The sequence below is a fragment of the Nitrospirillum guanabarense genome, assembly GCF_034653355.1.
In the GTDB taxonomy this organism is placed as follows: Bacteria; Pseudomonadota; Alphaproteobacteria; order Azospirillales; family Azospirillaceae; genus Nitrospirillum.
Window position 1 is genome coordinate 968,032 of sequence record NZ_JAYEER010000003.1, and the last position, 20,364, is coordinate 988,395.

12 protein-coding genes are annotated in these 20,364 nt (G+C 68.1%); 2 read left to right on the forward strand and 10 right to left on the reverse strand.

Annotation, left to right across the window (positions count from 1 at the left end):
* Positions 1-127: 127 nt before the first annotated feature.
* The 10 genes from UAA55_RS13750 to UAA55_RS13795 form a co-directional block, all read right to left on the reverse strand.
* The gene (locus UAA55_RS13750; RefSeq protein ID WP_322953419.1) at positions 128-1,075 is read right to left on the reverse strand and encodes a hypothetical protein; all 948 of its coding nucleotides are present in this window, start codon (positions 1,073-1,075) and stop codon (positions 128-130) included.
* Entirely contained in the window at positions 1,072-2,697 is a 1,626-nt protein-coding gene (locus UAA55_RS13755) for a tetratricopeptide repeat protein (protein WP_322953420.1), read from the reverse strand. The genes UAA55_RS13750 and UAA55_RS13755 overlap by 4 nt, the downstream gene beginning before the upstream one ends.
* A 6-nt stretch (positions 2,698-2,703) precedes the next feature.
* On the reverse strand, positions 2,704-2,895 hold the full coding sequence (locus tag UAA55_RS13760; protein ID WP_145728893.1) for a hypothetical protein: 192 nt from the start codon (positions 2,893-2,895) through the stop codon (positions 2,704-2,706).
* 109 nt (positions 2,896-3,004) lie between these two features.
* The gene (locus tag UAA55_RS13765; RefSeq protein ID WP_040848345.1) at positions 3,005-3,328 is read right to left on the reverse strand and encodes a hypothetical protein; all 324 of its coding nucleotides are present in this window, start codon (positions 3,326-3,328) and stop codon (positions 3,005-3,007) included.
* A gap of 17 nt (positions 3,329-3,345) precedes the next feature.
* Positions 3,346-4,986 (reverse strand): sigma-54 dependent transcriptional regulator, encoded by a 1,641-nt coding sequence (locus UAA55_RS13770; RefSeq protein WP_322953422.1) that lies wholly within the window; start codon positions 4,984-4,986, stop codon positions 3,346-3,348.
* Between the two features lie 194 nt (positions 4,987-5,180).
* Positions 5,181-6,116 carry a peptidylprolyl isomerase gene (locus tag UAA55_RS13775; RefSeq protein ID WP_322953423.1) on the reverse strand — a complete coding sequence of 312 codons (936 nt, stop codon included), beginning with the start codon at positions 6,114-6,116 and terminating at the stop codon, positions 5,181-5,183.
* A 100-nt stretch (positions 6,117-6,216) separates the two neighbouring features.
* Entirely contained in the window at positions 6,217-6,717 is a 501-nt protein-coding gene (locus UAA55_RS13780) for a spore coat protein U domain-containing protein (RefSeq protein ID WP_322953424.1), read from the reverse strand.
* 121 nt (positions 6,718-6,838) lie between these two features.
* On the reverse strand, positions 6,839-7,810 hold the full coding sequence (locus UAA55_RS13785) for a spore coat protein U domain-containing protein (RefSeq protein ID WP_322953425.1): 972 nt from the start codon (positions 7,808-7,810) through the stop codon (positions 6,839-6,841).
* Positions 7,811-7,965: 155 nt separating this feature from the next.
* Positions 7,966-10,653, reverse strand: coding sequence for a fimbria/pilus outer membrane usher protein (locus UAA55_RS13790; RefSeq protein ID WP_322953426.1), 2,688 nt, complete (start codon positions 10,651-10,653; stop codon positions 7,966-7,968).
* A gap of 13 nt (positions 10,654-10,666) precedes the next feature.
* Positions 10,667-11,449, reverse strand: coding sequence for a fimbrial biogenesis chaperone (locus UAA55_RS13795; protein ID WP_322953427.1), 783 nt, complete (start codon positions 11,447-11,449; stop codon positions 10,667-10,669).
* Between the two features lie 269 nt (positions 11,450-11,718).
* On the opposite strand from UAA55_RS13795, the gene UAA55_RS13800 reads away from it, so the two are divergent.
* Both UAA55_RS13800 and UAA55_RS13805 read left to right on the forward strand, forming a co-directional pair.
* Complete coding sequence (locus UAA55_RS13800; protein WP_322953428.1) at positions 11,719-12,147, forward strand: hypothetical protein; 429 nt, start codon at positions 11,719-11,721, stop codon at positions 12,145-12,147.
* Positions 12,148-12,965: 818 nt separating this feature from the next.
* Entirely contained in the window at positions 12,966-20,279 is a 7,314-nt protein-coding gene (locus UAA55_RS13805; RefSeq protein ID WP_322953429.1) for a hypothetical protein, read from the forward strand.
* Positions 20,280-20,364 lie beyond the last annotated feature (85 nt).

A 20,364-nucleotide genomic window follows, 5' to 3' on the forward strand; every position in this document is an offset into this window, starting at 1 on the left:
CGGCCGGCCCCGTCCCGGGATTGCCCCTGGGGCCCGCCTTGCTTCTCTCATCGCGAGAGGATAGGGGGCGCCGCCCTTGGTGAACAGAGGCAAGATATGCCCACCAGGCGCCGATTTACCGGCCATTTCAGGGATTTCGCCCAGCCGACGCGGCCTGCAGCAGGCCGTGGCGGGCCAGTGCGTCACCATGGCGCGTCACATGGTCATGCAAAAGGTTCGTCTGCAGGGTGCGCAACGCCGGATTATGCAGGATGCGGAAATACCCCGCCAAGGCTTGTCCGTTCACTTCCACATGGCTTTTGTAGATGTCCATGAACCAGTAGCCGCACGATGTGCAGTGCACCAGCCGCACGGTTCGGCCCCGCACCGTGTAGCCGTCGCCCGCCGGGCGGATCAGCGATAGCAGATGGTTCTGCGGCTGCCATTCCACCGGATCCAGCAACAGCGCCCGGCCGGCATGCCCCCAGCGGGGGCCGTGGATCAGCAGGGCCATGACGTTCTGCTCGAACAAGGAATGCGGCCGCATTCCCCGGCTGCGCCGGTCCCACTCGGTCAGCAGCGCCCGCGAGCGGCACAGCCAGAAGCCGACACTGATATAAGGGGCGGCGGGATCGGCGCCGCTGTCGGCCAGCAGGGCGCGGAAGGGCGCCATGCCCGTGCCGCCCTTGTCCATGACCGCCACGTCGGACAGGGTCAGGCTGTTGATGTCGGTGGTCAGCGCGATGTCGGCGCCGCTGGCCTCCAGGCGCTGGAGCAGCTGGGCCATGACGGTGTCATCCAGACCGACCGCCAGCATGTCGGCATCGATCCAGCAGAGCGCCCGCCAGGGCAGGTCGCCGGCATAGTCCAGGATGGCGGCCTTCTTGGCATAGGGATGCAGGCTTTCCGGCAGGTCCCTGGGCCGCGGCAGCAATTGACCGCGTTCCGCCAGATAGGCCCGCTGCCCAGGCGCCAGGCCGTAATCGCAGACCATCAGCCGCGCGTCCGGCAAGCGCCGGGCGAAGCTTTCCAGAAGCAGTAGCGTGGTGGCGAAATACCGCTCATCGGCGCCGGTGACATACAGGATGCCGCTCATGGCACCGTTCCCGGGATCAGGCCCAGGCTGGCGGGCCAGTTGGCGCCGTGCGCCAGGCGCAGGGACGGATACCAGGGGGTCCGTTCCCCCGACGCCGGCCAGCGCCAGTCGGCATCCGCCGGCACCAGCACCACGCCGGGGCGGCCGATGGCGCCGGCCAGATGGGCCAGCGGACCGGCGGGCAGCGCCACGGCATCGACGGCGGCCAGGGTCGCCGCCAGCCGGCCCCAGGCCTCGGGCTCATCCGCGGCGGGCACGGCCAGGGGCACGGCCGTCACGCCCGGCGGCAGGGGGGGCGCGAGGGATGGCGGGGCGTCGGCCACGCCCACCCCTGGCCCTTTGAAAGGCTGCGGCAGTGCGCCGCCTGGTGCCGCCATATACGGGCCGCTCCAGAAGTGGTTGGAATCCCATAGCGACAGCCGGTCGGGCAGTTCCTGCAGAGGAACTTGGAAATCGGCCCGTACGGCGTCCACTCCCCGCGTGGCGACGGTGATGCCGGCCAGGGGCTGGCCCGGCCCCGTGGGCAGCAGGGCGGCCCAGCCGGGCGACACCTCCACGATCACCTCCGCCCCCCGGTCACGCAGGCGGGGCAGAAGGCGCGCCAAGTGGGGCAGGGCGTCCGGCTCCACCTCATCCCAGACCAGCAGGCGGCGGCCGGAAATGTCCTGATCCGCCCGCTCCCACAGCGGGATGGTTCCATGGAGACGGGCGGCGGTGGGCTGCATCCAGCGCCACGACAGATCGGCGAAGCCGTCCCGCCACGCGCCCAGGCGCAGGCAGGCCTCGGCATGGGCCAGCCGGGCTGCGGCGTGGCCCGGCTCCAGCGCCAGGGCCTGGGCATACAGGGCCCGGGCGCCGGCGATGTTCCCCTGGACCTGAAGAAGCATGCCAGACAGATGGCGCAGGTCGGCGCTGACACCCCCGCCGCTTTCCATCTCGGCCAGGGCGGTCGCCGCGTCTTGCGGCCTCGCGGTCATGAGCAGTTGCGCGCGCAGGCCCTGGGCCGTGGCTTGGGCATCGGCGTTGGGCACGGCCTGCGGGGAGTCCGGTGGCGGAAGGCCGTCCAGCAGACACAAGGCCTCAGTCCGGCGTTCGCGCGCGATCAACAGCTTGGCAAGGCCCACCCGGGCCGGCAGCTCTTCGGCGCGGGCAGCCGGGCCAGCCGACAGCAGGGCGCGATAATGCCCCTCCGCCTCCTTCCCCGCCTGCGCCAGCGACAGGGTGTCGGCCAGGGTCAAGCGATCGGCCGGCGTCAAGGGCAGGCCCAGATCGTCCACCTCCAGCAGGGCTTCCAGCGCCTTGGTATTGGCGCCCGTCCTGGCATACGCGCGCGCCAGGGCGCTCAACCCGCGACCCAGGTTGGCGGCGATGTCCGGAATGGCGGCGGCGGCGGGCTGGGCATGGGCGCGGCGGATCAGAGCCACGCCGGCCGCCACCCGGGAGGGATCGGCCGGCACGGCGCCAAGCGATCGCTGCAGGATCAGGACGCCCGTCAGGTGCAGGGCATCGATCTGGTCCGGCACCTGCTCGAGAATGGCGGCGTAAATGGCCTCCGCATCGTCCAGCCGGCCGGCCTCATGATGGGCGACGGCGGTGGACAATACTTCGGATAGGGACGCCAAGGGGAATCAGGCGCTGATGTCGATCAGCTGGCCGCGACCGTCGGTGGGGGCGGGGCCGGCGCTCTGCCCGGTCAGCAGTTCGGTGGCGACGGCGGACTGGGCGTCCGTGGTCTGCTTCAGGGCCTGCACCTGGAACTGCAGGCTGGCCTGCAGCACGTTGGCGGCGGTGGCCGCGGCGGCCTGACTGTCGATCTGCATCTGAACCACTCCGGGGACCGCGTCTAACGGGGCGGCCGATTGCTTGCAGTATCGCGCTGATCGGCTCGCCGCTCAAGGCATAGAGTCGGGCGCCTTTGTGAAGCTTCCGTTAGCTGAGCGAGCTCATGATGCTGAAGCACAGCTGGTCGCCCTGGGCGTGCAGGGTCTTCAGCGCGTCCTTGGGCAGCGGGATGCGCTTTTCCCGGCAGTAGGCGACGATCAGGCGAGCCAGCTGGTAGGACTCCACCTGGATCTCCTCCCGCCCGCCGCCGGTGGGCAGGTCGCTGGACAGCTTCACCGTGGGCGGCGGGCCCTCCACCACCTGGATGCTCAGGATGCGGCGGCCGGCGTCGAAGCCCTCCAGCGGCACCGTCTGGAAGACCAGCTTCAGTTCGTCATTGGAAAAAATGATGTGCCGGATTTCCGTGATCATGACCGTTTCCTTGGAATTCAGGCCGTGGCGCGCTTCTTCTGGCGGCGGCGGTAGATGGTGCAGGGGTTGATCTCCAGCAGCGCCGCGGCGCGGGTGATGTTGCCCTGGCAGAGGCGGATGGCTTCCTCGATCGTCTCCTCCTCCACCATCCACAGCGGCCGGATGCGGCGCTCGGGATTGGGATCGGACTCGGGGGCGGTGGGCGCGTCGTCCAGCGGAATGGGGGCGGCCCAGCTGGTTGCGCCGGCGGGAACGCCGGGGATGCGGACACCGCCCACCGACACGCCCCCCGGCGCTGGTGACGCCGGGGCCATTGGCGGCATGCCGAATCCGGTGGGGGCGACGCCACCCAGGGACGTTCCTCCAGGAACCGGGCCGGCCAGGTTGGCGGGCGGCGGCGGGGTGAACGGAAAAGGCATGGGCCCCGCCATGGCCGACCAGCGCGGGTCGTTCAGCATGGGGGGCACGATCATGGTGGGCTTGTTCAGCGGCGGCGGCAGCATGAAGGGCTGGATGACGGCGCCGTCGTTCAGCACCACCACGTTGCGCACCACGTTCAGCAGCTGGCGGACGTTGCCAGGCCAATTGTAGGTGCGCATGATCTCCTCCGCCTCATCGCTGAAGCCGGTGAAGGACTTGCGCTCCTCCTGCGTGTACTTGGCCAGGAATTCCCGCGCGATCAGCAGGATGTCCTCGCCACGGTCGCGCAGGGGCGGCAGCTCGATGGAAATGACCTGCAGGCGATAGAACAGATCCTCGCGGAAGCGGCCGGCCTGCACCTCGGCGAAGGGGTCGCGATTGGTGGCGCAGACGATGCGCACATCCACGGCCTCCGCCTTCTCGCTGCCCACCTTCTTGACCATGCCGGTCTGCAGGAAGCGCAGCAGCTTCGCCTGCAGCGACAGGTCCATCTCGCCGATTTCGTCCAGGAACAGCGTGCCGCCGTCGGCCTGCAGCGCGGCACCGGCGTGATCCGTCGTCGCCCCGGTGAAGGCGCCCTTCACGTGGCCGAAAATCTCGCTTTCCATCAGGTCTTTGGGAATGGCGGCGCAGTTCACCGGGATGAAGGGGCGTCCGGCGCGCGGGCTGCGGCGGTGGATGGCCTCGGCGCAGACCTCCTTGCCCGTGCCGCTCTCGCCGGTGATGAAGACCGTGGCCTTGGACGGCGCCGCCGCCTCGATCATGCGGTAGACGCCGCGCATGGCGGGCGAGGTGCCGACGAAGCCTAGATAGCCCAGCGGATCCTCCACCGGGGCGGCGGGCGGCGCCGCCTCCAGCACCTTTGCCCTTTCGGCCAGGGCGGCGGCCATGGCCTGGCGCAGGCGCTCCGTGCCCGCCGGCAGCAGCAGCACGTCGACGGCACCGGCGCGCATGACGTCCACCGCCATCTGCACCGAGCCCTGGGCCGTCAGCGCCACCACCTGCGGCGCCTTGGCGTCGGCCTTCAGCTCCTTCAGCAGATCCAGGCCGTTGCCGCCCGGCAGCTGCAGGTTCAGCAGCACCACGTCGGCCGGTGCCTCCGCCAGCGCCCGGCGGGCGGCCGGCGCCGTGTCCACTACCTGCAGGGCATGCCCATCCTTGCGCAGCGCCTGGCTGTAGGCGGCGGCGAGGGACGGCGTGGGTTCGACGATCAGGACGCGGCGCGGACGGGTTTCCATGGGGCGGAGGCTTTCACCGAGACTTGAAGCCTGCGCTTATCCTCGGCGGAAATGCGTCAGGCATTGCAGCTTGCAGTTTTTCAAGCAATCGCCCAGCGCTGTCAACGCCGGACCTTGCAGGATGCAATGCCGGGAACATGTTCTTTGGGTTAGGGTGGGCGAGGGTTCCCGCTCTCGCCTCTACCCCATGGGCTCTATTTGGGCGCGTCCGACGTACGGACGGGTAGGGGGATATTACAAACGTCCACATGCCCGGCCGGCACGGGAAAGAAATCTTCCCGGCGGTTGCGACGCGCCTCGACATAGGCGGCCCAGGTGGGGGTGTCGGTGCGCAGCACGGTCAGCTTCTCGCGCTGGTCGGGGGCCATGTCGGCCGCCAGCCGCACCTTGGTGATGGGGACGCGCTGCTCCGGCTTGTCGTAAAAGCCCAGGGCGGCGGTTCCGCGTGGCAGGCTGCTGAGGATGTCCATGCCGCGCAGGACCCGGCCCACCACGGTGATGTTGCGGTCCAGGTGGCGCGGCGCCTGGCCGATGACGGCGTACAGTTCCGCTCCGCTGCCCGTGTCCAGCGCCATATCGCGGCCCACGCCGACCATGCCGTAGCAATGGACCAGCCAAGCCTGCTGGCCCTTGGCGTCGCGCGCCGCGGGGAAGCCGTCGCTGTAGCCCGCCTCGGGGGCGTAGGTGTCGGGATCGGGCAGGGGGGTGAAGGGCAGCTTGGCCACGGCGGCACCACGCACCACGAATTCCGGCGCCAGCTTGGTCTGCGCCGTCTTGGGCGTGCGGGTGTTGTCGGCGTCGCCCCATTGGGTGACGTAGTTGTCCTGCACCCGGTCCACCGCCAGGCCATCGAACCAGCCCTCGCGCACCAGCTTGCGGATGTTGTCGACATGCGCCGGGGCGAAGGCGGGCGCCAGCTCGATGATCACCCGGCCCTGGGCCAGGTCCATGTATAGCAGGTTTTCCGGATCCGGGGACCGCCAATCAGCGGGACTGGAAGCGGCCAGCACATCGGCGGCGATGGGGCCGCTCTTGGCCGCGGCCGGTTTGGCCGCATCGGCGGCATGGGCGGTGGCGGACAGGCAAACCAGGGCCACCGCCAGCCGGGCGGCTACCATCGAACGACGCATCGCTTCCCCTTCATTCCTCATGACGACCGTCTGGGGGCCGCCTTCCGGGCCGCAGGATCAATCCCCGGACCCGGACAGGGCAAGTGATTTAAGAGGAAGCTTACTTGGCGGCGATCGAGATGGTGACCGTGTCCCGGTACTGCCCGGCCACGGCCTGGTTGTTACCTGGCAGGCTGACGGCCAGGGTGCTCTGGCGGCTGTCGGGGGAACCCGCGCGGTCGGTGGTCAGCGACCCGTTCTTGGCGGCGGTCGTGTTGTCGTAGGTCAGGTTGTAGGCCACGGCGCTGGAACCGGTGGCGCCGCTTTTCAGCGTGCCGCTGTTCGCCGAGGCGACCGAGACGGTATAGCCGTTGCCGGCGTTGCACTGCTCCGTCACCGAACCCACGGTCACGGCGTTCTGGCCGTTGACCAGATCCAGCGTGGCGTTGCTGTCGGTGACCGCGACGGTGCACACGGTGGGCACGGTGGCGCTGATGTGGATGGCGCCCGTCGCGCCGGCCGCCCAGGCGGAAGAAGCCAGGGCCAGGGTGGTGGCGACGGTCAGGGCCAGACAAACGCCCCGCGCATGCACATGGGGCGTATTGGGCAGATGCTGGGACATTTTAGTCTCCAAGGGCGACGGCCGAACCGGCGCCATCTGTCGTTCATGACGGGCCACCGCCTTCTGCGGCACCCTATCCTGGATCAATTGGGTGATCCGGGACGCTGATCCAGATCTTATGTCAGTTGGCCGTCACCGTCATCAACAGATAATCGGTGTAGGTGCCGGCGATGACCTTGGTGACGTCGCCGATGACGATGATGAAGGTGTGCCGGTCCAGGCTGGAATAGCTGTAATAGGTCAAGGTGGTGCCGCTGGACGGCACGCCCCGACCGTCCACCGTCATGCTGTAGGGGATTGAGGTGCCGGCGCCGCTGTTCTCCAGCCGGCCGCCGTTCTGCGACTGGATGGACACGCTGTAGCCGGTGTTGCCCGAGACCTCCAGGTCGAAGCTGCGGCTGGCGCCGGTGGTCAGTTCCCCGAAATCCACGTTGGCGGTCGACGCGCCCAGGTTGCTGCGCACGCCGCCGACATTGACGGTGGCGGAGACGGAGGTGCGCACGGTCGCCCGCACCTGGACGATGGCGCTGTCCATGACGGCGACGACACCGCCCGAGCTGTTCAGCTGGTACAGCGTCACCGTCACCTGGTCGAAGTAGTAATTGGACCCCACCAGCTGGCCAGCGGGGACGGAGGCGTAGAAGCCAGTGGTGACTGTCTGGGTGCCGCGGCCGTTGTTGACCGCGCCGGTGATCAGGTTGTTGACGTTGCCGGTGCCATAATCGCCCACCCGTTGGGTCAACGCGGCGTCCTTGTACAGGTCATAGCTCAGCCAATTGCCGCTGAGGCCCAACATGCGTCGCGTGCCGCCCCACAGGCCGCTGTCGATGCCGATGCCGAAGGTGCAGTTGCTGCCGGCGATGTACTGCACCGTCACCGTGTTGTAGGTGGGCGGCTGCAGGGCCGCGAAGGGGTCATAGCTGGTGACGGGGGTCACCTGCGACAGGCCGCTCAGCTGGGCGTAGCAGGTTTGCAGCGCCCGGGCCGGGGTCGCGGGCAGGGCCATCAGCAGGGTCAGCGCCAGCAGGATCCATAAGTGAACGCTCCGCGGCCAGTTGGCGAAGGTGGGGCTAAGGCTTGTCGGCTGGTCCATGGCATCCAAAATAGCGGCGTCCCGGCCCGGGCGCACCCGGTCAAGAGAATGGGCCCGGCGGCGGGGGCCGTCGGGCGATGGCGGGCCTGCAAGCAAGAAGCGTTCCGGCCGGGCCTGCTTCGCGGCTTGGCGGCCGGATCCTATCCCCATGATCCTCATGGCCCGCCGCTCGTCGCCGCCGGCTTGGCGGGCGACAGGTTGATGGTCTGGCCGGGCAGCGCCTCCAGCTTCAGCGTGCCCAGCGGGAACATGCCTTCGGCCTGGGGCGGCACCGTCACGGGGATGGGCCTGTGGGGCACGCCGGTCAGCTGCATCTGCCACTCGCCGGGACGCACGCCTTCCACACGGAAGCGGCCCTTGCGGTTGGTGAAGAACTGCACCTCCTGCCCGGCCTTGGGGTCCTTGGCGTTGACGGCCTTCACGCCCTTGCCGTCGGTGCGATGCAGGACGCCGGCCGCCAGCGGCACAGGCTTGCCCTCCGGATCCAGCAGCACGCCATCCAGCGACACGGTGGCGTCGGTGCCGATGGGCACCAGGGTGCCCGTGTGGTTGCCGGGGACGATGGCCGGGCGGTCGTTGCCGATGTCATAGCCCATGGGCGCGTCCGGCACGTCCAGCAGCAGCGGCCGCACCAGGTAGGCGGAGATGTTGGGCACCACCGGCGGGCCCAGCCAGTCGCTGGACGACAGGTAGTGGCCGGTGACGGGGTCGACGCCGATCTCCTCATCCGCGATGCGCGGATGGGGGACCACCAGGGCGAAGCTGTTGGTCACCGGCCGGGTGACGCCAACATGGCCGTCGGCGAAGACCAGTCCGGTGGCGAAGTTCAGGGTGGTGCGCTCGTCATTCTGCAGCGGTTCGTCCAGGGTGGACAGGCGCTGGCTGTAGTCATGGCGGATGGACGTCTCGAACCGGTCCATGGTGTAGCCGACGGACCCGTTGGCCTGGTAGGTGCCGGTGGTGTTGGTGGCGTCCACCGACAGGTTCCAGGAATTGGTGGGCCACGGATCCTGGTAGCGCCAGTCCAGCTCGCGCTGGCGGCTCAGCGTGTCCATGGTGAAGCCGGCGGACTGCACGCCGTCGCCGAAGGTGTAGCGGAAGGCCAGGTAGGCGCTGTTGTCCGCTTCGCGCGTCACGGTGTTGCGCGCGCGGCTGAAGGTCAGTTCCAGCGTGGCGTGGCGGCCGAAGCGGCGGCGAAAGCCCAAATCCACCGAATAGCCGTCGATCTGGCTGTCGTCGCGCACCAGCTGGTAGCGGCCGCTCAAGGTCGCGGTCAGATCCTCGTCCAGCGGCTGGCCGTAGCGGGCGGACAGGTCGTAGGAAACGGTGTTGCGCGGGTCCAGCGTGCCCAGGCTGGCATAGCCGCCGGACCGCCAGCTGCCCTGCGCCGTCAGGGTGCGCTGCTGGTAGAATTGCTCATCGTTGGTGTAGTCGCGGTAGGTCAGGTCCACCGACGCCCCGCGCGATGCGCCCAGGCTGGCGCCGGGGTTGAGGCCGATGGTGCCCAGGCCGGTGACGAACAGCACCTCCGTGCCTATGACCTGCTGGCTTTTGTCCGCCTGCAGGCTGGCGCCCAGGGTCAGGTCGTCGGTGATGCCCTGGCGGTGGTAGGCGGAGAAGGTCGGGCGGCCGCGGTCATAGATCAGGCGGTCGCTGCCGGTGGTGTAGGGGATGCCCACCGTGTAGTTGAACTCCGACACGCCTTCAGCCAGCAGCTCGGAATCGAAGAAGAAGGGGAAGTCGATGGTGCGCGTCTGGCCGTAGGCGTCGGTGATGCGCACCTGCACGTCGTTGGTGCCGGATGTGCCGGGGAAGTCGGACAGGTTCACGGGTCCGGCATCCTCACGGAAGACGCGGGTGGGGCGGCCGTTCACCAGCACCTCCACCTGCGACGGCGAATCCAGGATGAAGTCGCGGCTGCCCGTGGGCTGGATGGCGCGATAGGGCTGCAGGGTGTAATTGCGGGCAATGGACAGCCCGGTCAGGGGCCGGTTGGTCTGGATGCCGGTGATGGAATAGTCCAGGTCGCCGGCCTGCAGGCGCACGGCGTCCTCGGGAAAGTCGCGGATCAGCCGGGTGGTGCCGCGCATGAAGTGGTGGCTGTACTGTTCCTGGTACTGCCCCTCCCATTCGAAGGACCAGCCGTCGATGTTGCCGCCGCCATCCAGCCCGATGTTCAGGGGCTGGCGGTAGTTGCCGCTGTCGGTGGCGGGTTGGGCGAGGAAGACCTGGGCGGTGCGCAGGTTGATATAAGCGGCGGCATCCGCCGGCTCCAGCACCTGGTAGCCGCTGGCGGCGTTGGCGCGGTTCACCACCGTCAGGTTGCGCACGGCGCGCAGCTGCGGCGGCACCTTGACCGACAGGGTCAGCTCCTTGGGGTCCACCGTGATGGAAATGGCGGCCGCACCCGGGCCGCCCAGGCTCAGCGCGCTCAGCTTGGCATAGCCGTCGGGGCCGGCCTGGGCCACCAGGTCGCTGAGCGCCTTGGGCTGGACGAAGTCGCGCAGCAGCAGGGCCAAGCGGTTCAGGTCCACCTGGGTCTCGGCGGGATCGGGCGCCACCTTGGCCGGCACCTGACCGACCTCGCGCCCCTCCACCTTCACCGGCAGGTCCAGGGTGGTGGCCTTCTCCGCCTTCTTTTTCTTGCCGAAGGTCTTCTCGAACAGGGCCTCGGTGTTCTGGTTGGCGGAGGGAGACGTCTGGGCCCGCGCCACCGCTGGCATCCCGGCCAGCACCGCCATCAGGGCGCAAACAAGCGCGCCCCGGCGCAGACGGCCGGGGCGGTCATGGGAAAAGGCGCCGCCGATCAAGCGGTTACCGGTATTCAGGCGCGACAGGCGCAACGCCGTCCTCGTATCAGGGCACCGACAGGGTCACCGTGGCGGGGCCCTGGGGCAGGTCCGCCGGCCAGGGGATATGGAAACGGCGGGTGACCCCGGCAAGGACGTTTTCACCGACCATGCCGGTCAGCTGCTCCTTGCGCAGGGTGACGGTCTTGCCATTCACCTGGGCGGTCACCTCCAGGTCGCGCATGACCTGGCGCGAGGTGCCGTCGTTGCGCACCACCACCTCCATGACGGTGCCGGTGGCCGGGGCGGCGGCGGGCTTGGGGCCCGCGGACACGACGGTCAACTTGGGCTTGGCCCCTTCCGGCACGACGTAGAGCGAGGCGACGTACTTCACCAGCAGCTTCACCTGGCCGCCCTGCACCGGCGTGCCCCCCAGGTCGATGGGCAGCTGTTCCGCCACCAGGCGGAAGGGCAGTTCCTTGGCCGGCTTGGGATCGCCCGACCACTGCACGCGAATGGACTGGTTCTCGCCCGGCTGCAGGATGATCTGCTCGGGCACGATGGCGAAGCTGTCCTCGGCGTCGGTCAGGACGTCCTGACCGTCCTGGTCCATGCCGCGGGTCATGACCTTGACGTCGATGGCCACGGGGTCCTTGCCGTCATTCTCCACCCGGAAGATCTGGGTGGCGCCGCGCCCGCTGGGCTCCATGTCCATTTCTATGGGGATCAGGCGGAACGAGGCCAGCGCGCCGGTGGACAGCAGCCCTGTGAACAGCATCAGGGCGCCCGCCAGGGTCCTGGCCAGGAACCGCGTGAAGCGGGTGAAACGGAACCGGTGAAGTGCCGACATGGATGATCGCCCAACTCTTGTAGCGTTTTAGTACAGCGCGTGTGAATGCGGCCGCAGGTGTTAAATAACGGTATATGGGTCTACTTGAACGCCGCCCCCCGGCGTTTGCGGCCCCACCATACCCAGATGCGGACGGCGTTGCATCCGCTTCCGTGACACGTTTGCGCGAATTCCGAAAGTGTCGCGATTGGGGGTCGTCTAAATCTGGTCTCCGCCGGTGCCCTGGGGTAGACCAGGACATCGCCTTTCAACAACAGACCGGTTTCATCATGGCCACCCTGTTCGTCGCGCGCAGCGCCAACCTGTCGAAATGGGCGTCCGATGTCGGCCTGCCCAAGAACATCTTCAAGGTGGGTGTGGTCGATGGCGGCGTCGATGCCGTGGCCGCCGCGCTGGCCGCCGGCTGGGCGGGGGAGAAGGACTGGACCCTGGTGAAGAAGGTCGAGGTTGGCGACTGGACGGAGGAAGAGGCGCTGGAACGCCTGTCCGCCAAGGAAAAGCCCGTCGACCCCAACTACTATCCCCGCCTGAAGGGGGCTGCCGGCGTGTATAAGCTGACGCCCACCGCCGTGGGCAACCACCTGATCGTGGCCCGCGCCATGGCCGGCAACGAAAGCCTGGACTTCAAGCTGAAGGTGGGCGACTACGCCAACTATCTGATCCAGTTTGCCCAGCCGCCGAAGGCGGTGAGTGAATAAAGGCCGCCACGGGCGGCAGGGTGGGGGCTGCCGAGGGCGGGGATGGACGGGCGGGTTGTTGCCGGGGCCGGGATCGCCATTCACCCCGGATCGTTCAACGATGCCGGACGCATGTGCCGAGGCGATAGATTCAATTCACGGCCGGCAAAGGTTCATGTGAATAAAGGGGCTGTGTTTGTTCCGGATGCTGGCGACTGTCAGGAAAAAGGGTGCCTGCGACCTGTCCTGGGAAGGGTTCCGGTGGCTTGCGGATGTGAGCCCAAGCTCATATTGGGTGTCTGGTTTATAACTAAAGCGCAATATAAATAATTATCTGTGTCCTTGTCTGCGTGTAACTAGACGATATGTGTTTATGTAATTTTGTCGTTGGGCGTATGACCATAGATATATAAACAAAATATCAAATATTGTCATCATTATTTAAATGTTACCGATAAATTTTTTCGGGCAGATACTTATTGCGCCTTCCGCGATTCGCGGCGAGCTTTTATTTATAAGTGTCAAATGGGCGATATTCCTGACTTAATATAATAAAGACGCTAATCACCGCTCCGGCATTCGTGTTGTGGAATCATCTCGGGTAACTTGAATCAAGATATCGCTCGATAGGAGAGAAAAAACATCATTGTTAACGGCGGTTAACGTCATGGTTTCGCCGGCATGTTTGAATGAAATCAGCTCCAAGACTTGACGGCATACCTCAAAATCAGTAGGGGTTTTCTTCGGGGGCTACGACGGTACGCTGTCGTGGCGGGTTGGGGTGGGGCGGCTCCGGCAGAAGGGCCAGCCCTTTGAACGTTGGGAAGGGGCATTTAAGCATGCAGGCCATTCAGCAGACGGTGGGCGCCGCCCGCCGTAACGATCGTGCGCGCGCGCTTCTCGCCGGCACATCCGCTCTCGCCATCGTCACGATGCTCACGGCATCCGGCATCGCCCGGGCGGACACCATCGTGTCCACCCCTGTGGCGGGTCCGATCACGGATATCACCGGTGGCTTGACCATCACCAACACCGGCACCATCACCGGCGCCGGCACCACCCCGGCGGTCTACACCCGGACCACGCTGACCAACGTCCTCAACGCCGGCACCATCCAGGCCGACGGCACCGCCTTCGTAAACGCGACCGCGGACGTCGGCGTCCGTGTCAACGGCACCCTGGTGAGCAGCACCTATTACACCGGCGACATCGCCACCTTCACGAACCAGGCCGGTGGCGTGATCCGGGGTGGCGCCTCCACCCAGGCGGTCGGCCTCTACAACACCGCCACCATCGGCACCCTGACCAACGCCGGCCTCATCACCGGGGGCGCCAACGCCATCGTGGTCCAGGACCACAGGGGCAACAGCGCCTCGGTCACCAACACCATCACGCACGGCATCATCGACCAATTGGTCAATGTCGCCGGCGGCACCATCCAGTCCGGCAGCAAGGCGATCCTTGATTTCGGCACGATCGGCACGCTGACCAACAGCGGCATCGTTTCCGGCACCGGCGCGGTCGCGCTGACGTCCACCGGTCACATGGCCACGCTGGCCAACTTCGGCGTCCTGTCTGGCAGCCATGGCGCCGTCGCCAGCGATGGCGCCATCACCCTGGTGGAAAACCACGGCACCATCAACGGCGGCACCGTCGGCGTCTTCAACTTCGCCACCACATCGGTGACGGGCTCCCTGGCGCAGTTGACGAACGTCTCCGGCGCCACCATCGTCGGCGGGCAGATCGCCATCATCAACAGCGGCGTCACGGGCACGCTGAGAAACGATGGCACCATCGTCGCCTACAGCCGCGTGGCGCTGGAGAACGACGGCACGCCCGAGGTGGCCTTGGGCCTGCTGGCCGCCCCCACCGCCGGCACGATCGGCGGCACCATCGGCGTCATCGTCAACAACGGCGTCATCCGCGGCGTCCTGGGCGGCGTGGTCAACACGCTGGCCAGTGGGGCCATCGGCACCATCAGCAACCTCGGCGCCATCCTCGGCACCGACGCCAACGAGGCGGTCTCCGGCCACCAAGCGGCGATCGCCAACGGCGGCGTCATCGGCGGCATCACGAATGGCGGCACGGTCGGCGGCTGGTGGGGCATCAGCAACGCCGGCACCATCACCCAGGTGACCAACCAGGGCACCATCATCGGCACCCGCCGCAGCGCCGTTTACAACAGCGGCAAGGCGGGCACGCTGAGCAACAGCGTCGGTGGCGTGATATCGGGCGCCACGGACGCCTACGGCGTCGTCAACGGCACCCAGGCCGGCGTGGGCGGGTCCATCGGCACCTTGACCAACAGCGGCACGCTGACGGGGGGCTCGGGCATCGGCAACGTTGGTGACCAGGGCGGCGTGCGCAGCACCATCGCGACCCTGGTCAATGCGGCGGGCGGCGGCATCTCGGCCGTTGGCGGCACGGTCAACGGCAACCCCGTGCCGGGCATCGGCATCCAGAATGTCAACGGCGTCATCGGCCTCCTGAACAACGCGGGCGTCATCGCCGGCCGCGGGCCGTCGTTGGGCCTCGGCACGGTGGCCAACGTCTATGTGCCCGAGGGCATCCAGAACGCCGGCGGCACCATCAACACCTTGACCAACACCGGCAGCATTTTCGGCACGGTCGGCATCAGCAACGAACAGGCCGTGGGCCCCATCATCGTGTCGGGCACCACCACCTCGGGCGGGGCGCTGCAGGCGGCCACCATCGGCACCGCCACCAACCTGGACGGCGCCCTGATCCGGGCCGCGCGCACGGGCGTCGCCAACTCCGGCGCCATCGGCACCCTGAACAACTACGGCACCCTCATCGGTTCCACGGGCGCCGGCATCGCCAACCTGTCCACCATCGGCATCGCCACCATTTCTGCCGGCACCGCCTCCAATGCCGCCATCTATGCCGGCAGGATCGGGACGCTGGCCAACGGCGGCATCATCAGCGGCCTGGAAGGCGGCGTGGTGAATCCGGGCAGCATCGGGATCATCGTCAACGGCACCGCCGGCACCATCCTCAGCACCGACCGGGTGGAAACCGACGTCCACCAGGGTGGGATCGAGAACACCGGCACCATCGGCTCCCTCTCCAACCGGGGCAGCATCGGGGGCTGGTGGGGTGTGCGTAACGCCGGCGGCGTCCTGCTCACCATGGCCAATAGCGGCACGATCGCGGGTACCGACCGCAGCGGCGTCTACAACTGGGGCGGCATCGGTGCCCTGGTGAACCTTGCCGGCGGCGTGATCAGCGGCGTCACCTATGCCTACGGCGTGGTCAACGCCACCAACATCACCGGCCACGGCGTCATCGGCACCATCACCAACAGTGGCACCATCGTCGGCGGCTCCGGCGTCGGCAACAACGGGTCCAGCGCCCAGAGTCCCACCATTGGCACCATCCTCAACACCGGTCTCATCAACGCCGTGGGCGGCACGGTGTACGGCGTGGTGACGCCGGGCGTGGGTGTGCAGAACATCTTCGGCGCCATCGCCTTCATCACCGACAACGGCTCGGGTACCCTGGGCACCGGCAGCATCGTCGCCGGCGGCGCCTCCAACGGCGCCAACGTGGCCATGGGCGTGGAAAATTACGCCGGCAGCATCGGCATCATCCGGACCAACGCCACCGCGCTGATCAGCGGCAGCATCGGCATCTCCAACGAGGCCGACATGACGCCCGTCCAGGTGGGCGCGTCGGGCACCCTCTTCGGCACCCGCACCAACGGCACCATCACCGACATCGTCAACGGCGGTACCGTTCGCGGCGCCACCGCCGGCATCGCCAACAGCGGCGTCATCGGTACGGTGACCAACACCGGTACCCTGGTCGGCACCACCCAGTTCGGCCTGCGGAATTCCGGCACGGTCAGCTACCAGACGCTCACCACCGTGGGCACGGCGGTTTCCGCCAGCACCCATACCTATCTGTACGGCGGTGGCATCGGGACGGTGTACAACAGCGGCACCATCCGGGGTGTGGCCGCCGGCCTCAACAACCAGTCGACGGACAGCACCATCGGCTTGGTGGACAATGCCGGGCTGATCACCGCATCCAGCTCCAGCAGCCGGAACTACGGCCTCGACAATCTGGGCACCATCGGCGCCCTGCTGAACGAGGCCGCGGGCATCATCACGAGCACCTGGTACGGGGTGCGCAACAACAACGCCATCGGCACGCTGGACAACGCCGGCCAGCTGACGGGCGGCGAGCGCACGGGTGTCTCCAATCAGGGCGGCAGCATCGGCACGCTGATCAACGAGGCCAGCGGCCTCATCAACGGCAACACCATCTCCTACGGCCTGGTCAATACCTCGGGTGGTGTCTACGGCGCCGGCACCATCACCAACCTGACCAACAACGGCCGAATCTTTGGTGGCACCGGCCTGGGTAATTTCGGCGGCCAGTCCGGCACCCGCCTCACTGTCCACAGCACCATCGGCACCCTGACCAACAATGGTGAGATCGCCGGCATCGTCAGTGCCATCGCGCCGGCGGCGGGCGTGCAGAACGCCAACGGTTATATCGCGCTCCTGGTGAACAACGGCACCATCGACGCCAGCGGCAGCTATGCCATCAATGGCAGCATCACCGTCGGCAACATGGCCATCGACAACCTGGGCGGCACCATCGCCACACTGGGGAACAATGGCGCGGTAACCGGCTCCGTCGGCGTGATGAACGAAGGCATGATCACGCAGGGCGTCGCCGGTGCGGCAACCTTGGTCGCCACCATCGGCACCCTGGTCAATGCCGGCACCATCGCGGTGGACGACGTCGGTATCGCCAACAGCGGCACCATCCTCAGCCTGAGCAACAGCGGCTCGATCACCGGTGGCAACGATGGCCTCGCGGCGTACAGCCGGGTGATCAACCAGAGCACCACCGCCGTGGTGCTGGGCGGCCGCATCGGCGTGCTGACCAACAGCGGGCTGATCGGCGGCAACGGCTATGGCATCGACCTTGGCGCCGGCACCATCGACAGCATCGTGAACCTGGCGGGCGGCAGCATCGGCGGCACGCTGGGCGCGCTCACCATCGGCGGCACGGGCGTGCTGGGCACCCTGGTGAACAGCGGCATCGTCGCCGGCAACATCATCAACAATTCGTCCCGTGACCTGGTGGTCGTCGGCGGCAGCGGCGACACCTACGGCCTGTTCACCGACCTGGCGTACACGGGCCGCTCCATCGCCGGCGCCACCATCACCAACACCTTCAGCAACATGGTGCTGTCCAGCGGCAACGTCGCGCTGGACGGCAGCGTGGTGGTGAACGTGGGCAGCCACACGCTGACCAACACCGGCAGCGCCACCTTGCGGCTGGACACCATCGTCAACGTGGTGGGCAACTATGCGCAGGGCGGCTCGGGCGCGCTGCTGATCGACGTGGCGTCGACCAGCATCTACGGCGGCTTGAACGTCACCGGCAACGCCGCCATCAGCGGCGGCGCCATCATCCTGAACGCCGGCAGCGGCTTCGACCTGGTGGACGGCCAGACCTACACCATCGTGGCGGCCAAGGGCGGCTCTTCCTATGCCGGTTACAACCTGGTGGCGCCGGGCCACAGCCTGACGGCCACGGCCACCACCATCGGCGGCCTGACCGACCTGGTCATCACCATCGGTGGCGGCGGCAATGGCGGTGGCGGCAGCATTGGCGGCGGTACCATCGGGTCCATTGGCTCGGGCGGCATCGCCACCATCGGTGGTGGGGCCAACGTCGGCACCGTCTCCGGCGGCACGGTCAACGTGTCCGACGGTTCGCCCACCATCGGCACCATCGGCTCGGGCAGCACGGTGAACATCGGCGCCGGCAGCAGCCCATCGGTAGGTGAGGTCAGCGGTGGCTTGGTCAATCTGAGTGCGGGCGGCACCATCGCCGGCACGCAGACGGTGAACGTCAGCGGCGGTTCGGTGGCGGTGGCGGGCACCATCACGGCACCGGTGGCGGTCAGCGGCGGCGACGTGTCGATCGCCAGCGGCGGCGTGGTCAACACCTCCACCCCCATCCAAGTGTCCTCGGGCAGCCTGTCGATCGCCAGCGGCGGCGTGGTCGCCAGCGACAAGCCGGTGACGGTATCGGGCGGCAATGTGAACGTATCGGGCGTGATCGCGGCGCCGGTGCAGGTCAACAGCGGTACGGCCAGCGTGTCGATCAGCAGCGGCGGCGTGGTGACGCAGTCGGTGACGGCCAGCGCGGGCAGCGTGAACGTGGCGGGCACCATCACGGCGCCGGTGACGGTCAGCGGGGGCAACGTGTCGGTGGCCAGCGGCGGCACCATCGTCAGCAGCCAGCCGGTGCAGGTCACGGGCGGCAGCCTGTCGATCTCCGGCAACGTGAACGCGCCGGTGCAGGTGTCGGGCACGACGGTTTCGGCCTCGCAGATCGCCAGCGCCACGCCGGTCATGACGGTGGATGCCGGTGGCACCATCAGCCAGTCGGTGACGGTGGACGCGGGCAAGGTGTCGATGAACGGCACCATCAGCGGCAATGTGGCCATTGGTTCCGGTGGCGCGTTGCGCGGCGCCGGCGTGGTGACTGGCCAGGCCTCCGTCTCCGGCATCCTGGCGCCCGGCAACTCGCCGGGCACGCTGACCTTCACCAATGGGCTGACGCAAGCGGCCAAGTCGGTGCTGTCCATCGACATCGACGGCACGGGCACCGGGGCCGGCTACGGCAACTACTCGCGCGTCCTGGTGACGGGCGGCAGCTACGTCATCGGTTCCGGCGCGGTGCTGCAGCCCAACCTGCGCGGCATGTCGGGCAAGGCCACCAACACCTACACTCCCGGCCTGGGCACGGATTTCACCATCGTGCAGGCGGCTGGCGGCGTGCAGGGCACCTTCGCCAGCATCACCCAGCCCGGCAGCGGGCTGCTGGCCGGCACGCAGTTCACGGCGCTGTATGGCGGCAACGCCATCGACCTGTACGTCACCCCCACCTATGGCAGCTTGGCGTCCTTGGGCGCCAACACGAACCAGCGGACCATGGGCCGCGTGGTGGCGGGGCTGACCGGGGCCGGCAACGCCGACCTCAACACCGTGCTGAAGGCGCTGTACGGCCTGCCCACGGTGGGGGCGTCGCTGGATGCCCTGGCGCAGATCGGCGGCGGCAGCCAGGCGAACATCGTGGCCTACAGCCTGAACCGGGGCCTGGCGGTGACGCAGGTGCTGGGCCAGCGCCTGGCGGCGGTGCGGGACGGCGTGGCGGGCGGCATGCAGGGTACGATGCAGGCCCAGTTGGTCGGCCGCACGCTCTACACCAGCGTCGCCAGCGGCGGCGACGCCGTGGCGATGCCGGTGGCGGACGAGCGCGGGGCGGCGGCCGGCTCGGCGCCGGAGGCGGGCTGGCACTTCTGGGCCCAGGGCCTGGGGGCGTTCACCCGGGTGGACAGTGACGGCAACGCCGCGGGCGGCCACAGCAACACCGGCGGCGGCCTGTTCGGCGGCGACCGCACGGTGGCGCCAGGGGTGACCGTGGGCCTGGCCGGCGTGCTGCTGCAGAGCACCTCGGGCGGGTCCAATGAGACCAGCAGCTACGGCCTGTCGGCCTACGGCAACGTCGACCTGGGGGATGGCCTCTTCGTCACCGGCAACGCCGGCTACACCTACGACCAGTACGACACGGCGCGGACCCTTGGCTTCGGCGGCCTCAGCCGCACGGCCTTCGGCCACACCAAGGGTGACGAGCTGTCGGCGGGTGTCACGGCCGGTTACCGGGTGCGGGTGTCCAACCTGACCTTGGAGCCGCAGGCCGGCATCCAGTGGCTGAAGGTGGGCCGCGACGGCTTCACCGAGACGGGGGCGGGCGCCCTGGACCTGGTGCTGCAGGACCTGGACGCCACGGCGCTGCAGAGCAGCGTGGGCGGCCGGGCCTCGGCCAGCTGGAAGACGGACGGCGGCACGGTGATCACCCCGGCCCTGCGCGCGGCCTGGCTGCACGACTTCCGCGACCGGGCACTGACCAGCCAGGCCGCGCTGGCGGGCACCACCTTCGCCGTGACCGGCCCCGACACCGGCGCCAACGCGCTGGGGATCGGTGGCGGCCTGACGCTGCAGGAAGGCGACAACCTGAACCTCTACGCCAACTACGACGGCACGCTCCGCCGGCACGAGACCGACCACGTCTTCACCGCCGGCTTCCGCCTCAGCTGGTAAGACGGCAAGGCGCACAGATGACAACGGCCCGGCGGGGAAACCTCCCGGGCCGCTTGTTATTGGGTGGGGACGATTGACGCCCGGA

Bases quoted from the DNA above. Each gene is read 5' to 3' on its own strand.
- UAA55_RS13750 (WP_322953419.1), bottom strand. From the start codon at position 1,075: ATGAGCGGCATCCTGTATGTCACCGGCGCCGATGAGCGGTATTTCGCC.
- UAA55_RS13760 (WP_145728893.1), bottom strand. From the start codon at position 2,895: ATGCAGATCGACAGTCAGGCCGCCGCGGCCACCGCCGCCAACGTGCTG.
- UAA55_RS13765 (WP_040848345.1), bottom strand. From the start codon at position 3,328: ATGATCACGGAAATCCGGCACATCATTTTTTCCAATGACGAACTGAAG.
- UAA55_RS13770 (WP_322953422.1), bottom strand. From the start codon at position 4,986: ATGGAAACCCGTCCGCGCCGCGTCCTGATCGTCGAACCCACGCCGTCC.
- UAA55_RS13775 (WP_322953423.1), bottom strand. From the start codon at position 6,116: ATGCGTCGTTCGATGGTAGCCGCCCGGCTGGCGGTGGCCCTGGTTTGC.
- UAA55_RS13780 (WP_322953424.1), bottom strand. From the start codon at position 6,717: ATGTCCCAGCATCTGCCCAATACGCCCCATGTGCATGCGCGGGGCGTT.
- UAA55_RS13785 (WP_322953425.1), bottom strand. From the start codon at position 7,810: ATGGACCAGCCGACAAGCCTTAGCCCCACCTTCGCCAACTGGCCGCGG.
- UAA55_RS13795 (WP_322953427.1), bottom strand. From the start codon at position 11,449: ATGTCGGCACTTCACCGGTTCCGTTTCACCCGCTTCACGCGGTTCCTG.
- UAA55_RS13800 (WP_322953428.1), top strand. From the start codon at position 11,719: ATGGCCACCCTGTTCGTCGCGCGCAGCGCCAACCTGTCGAAATGGGCG.
- UAA55_RS13805 (WP_322953429.1), top strand. From the start codon at position 12,966: ATGCAGGCCATTCAGCAGACGGTGGGCGCCGCCCGCCGTAACGATCGT.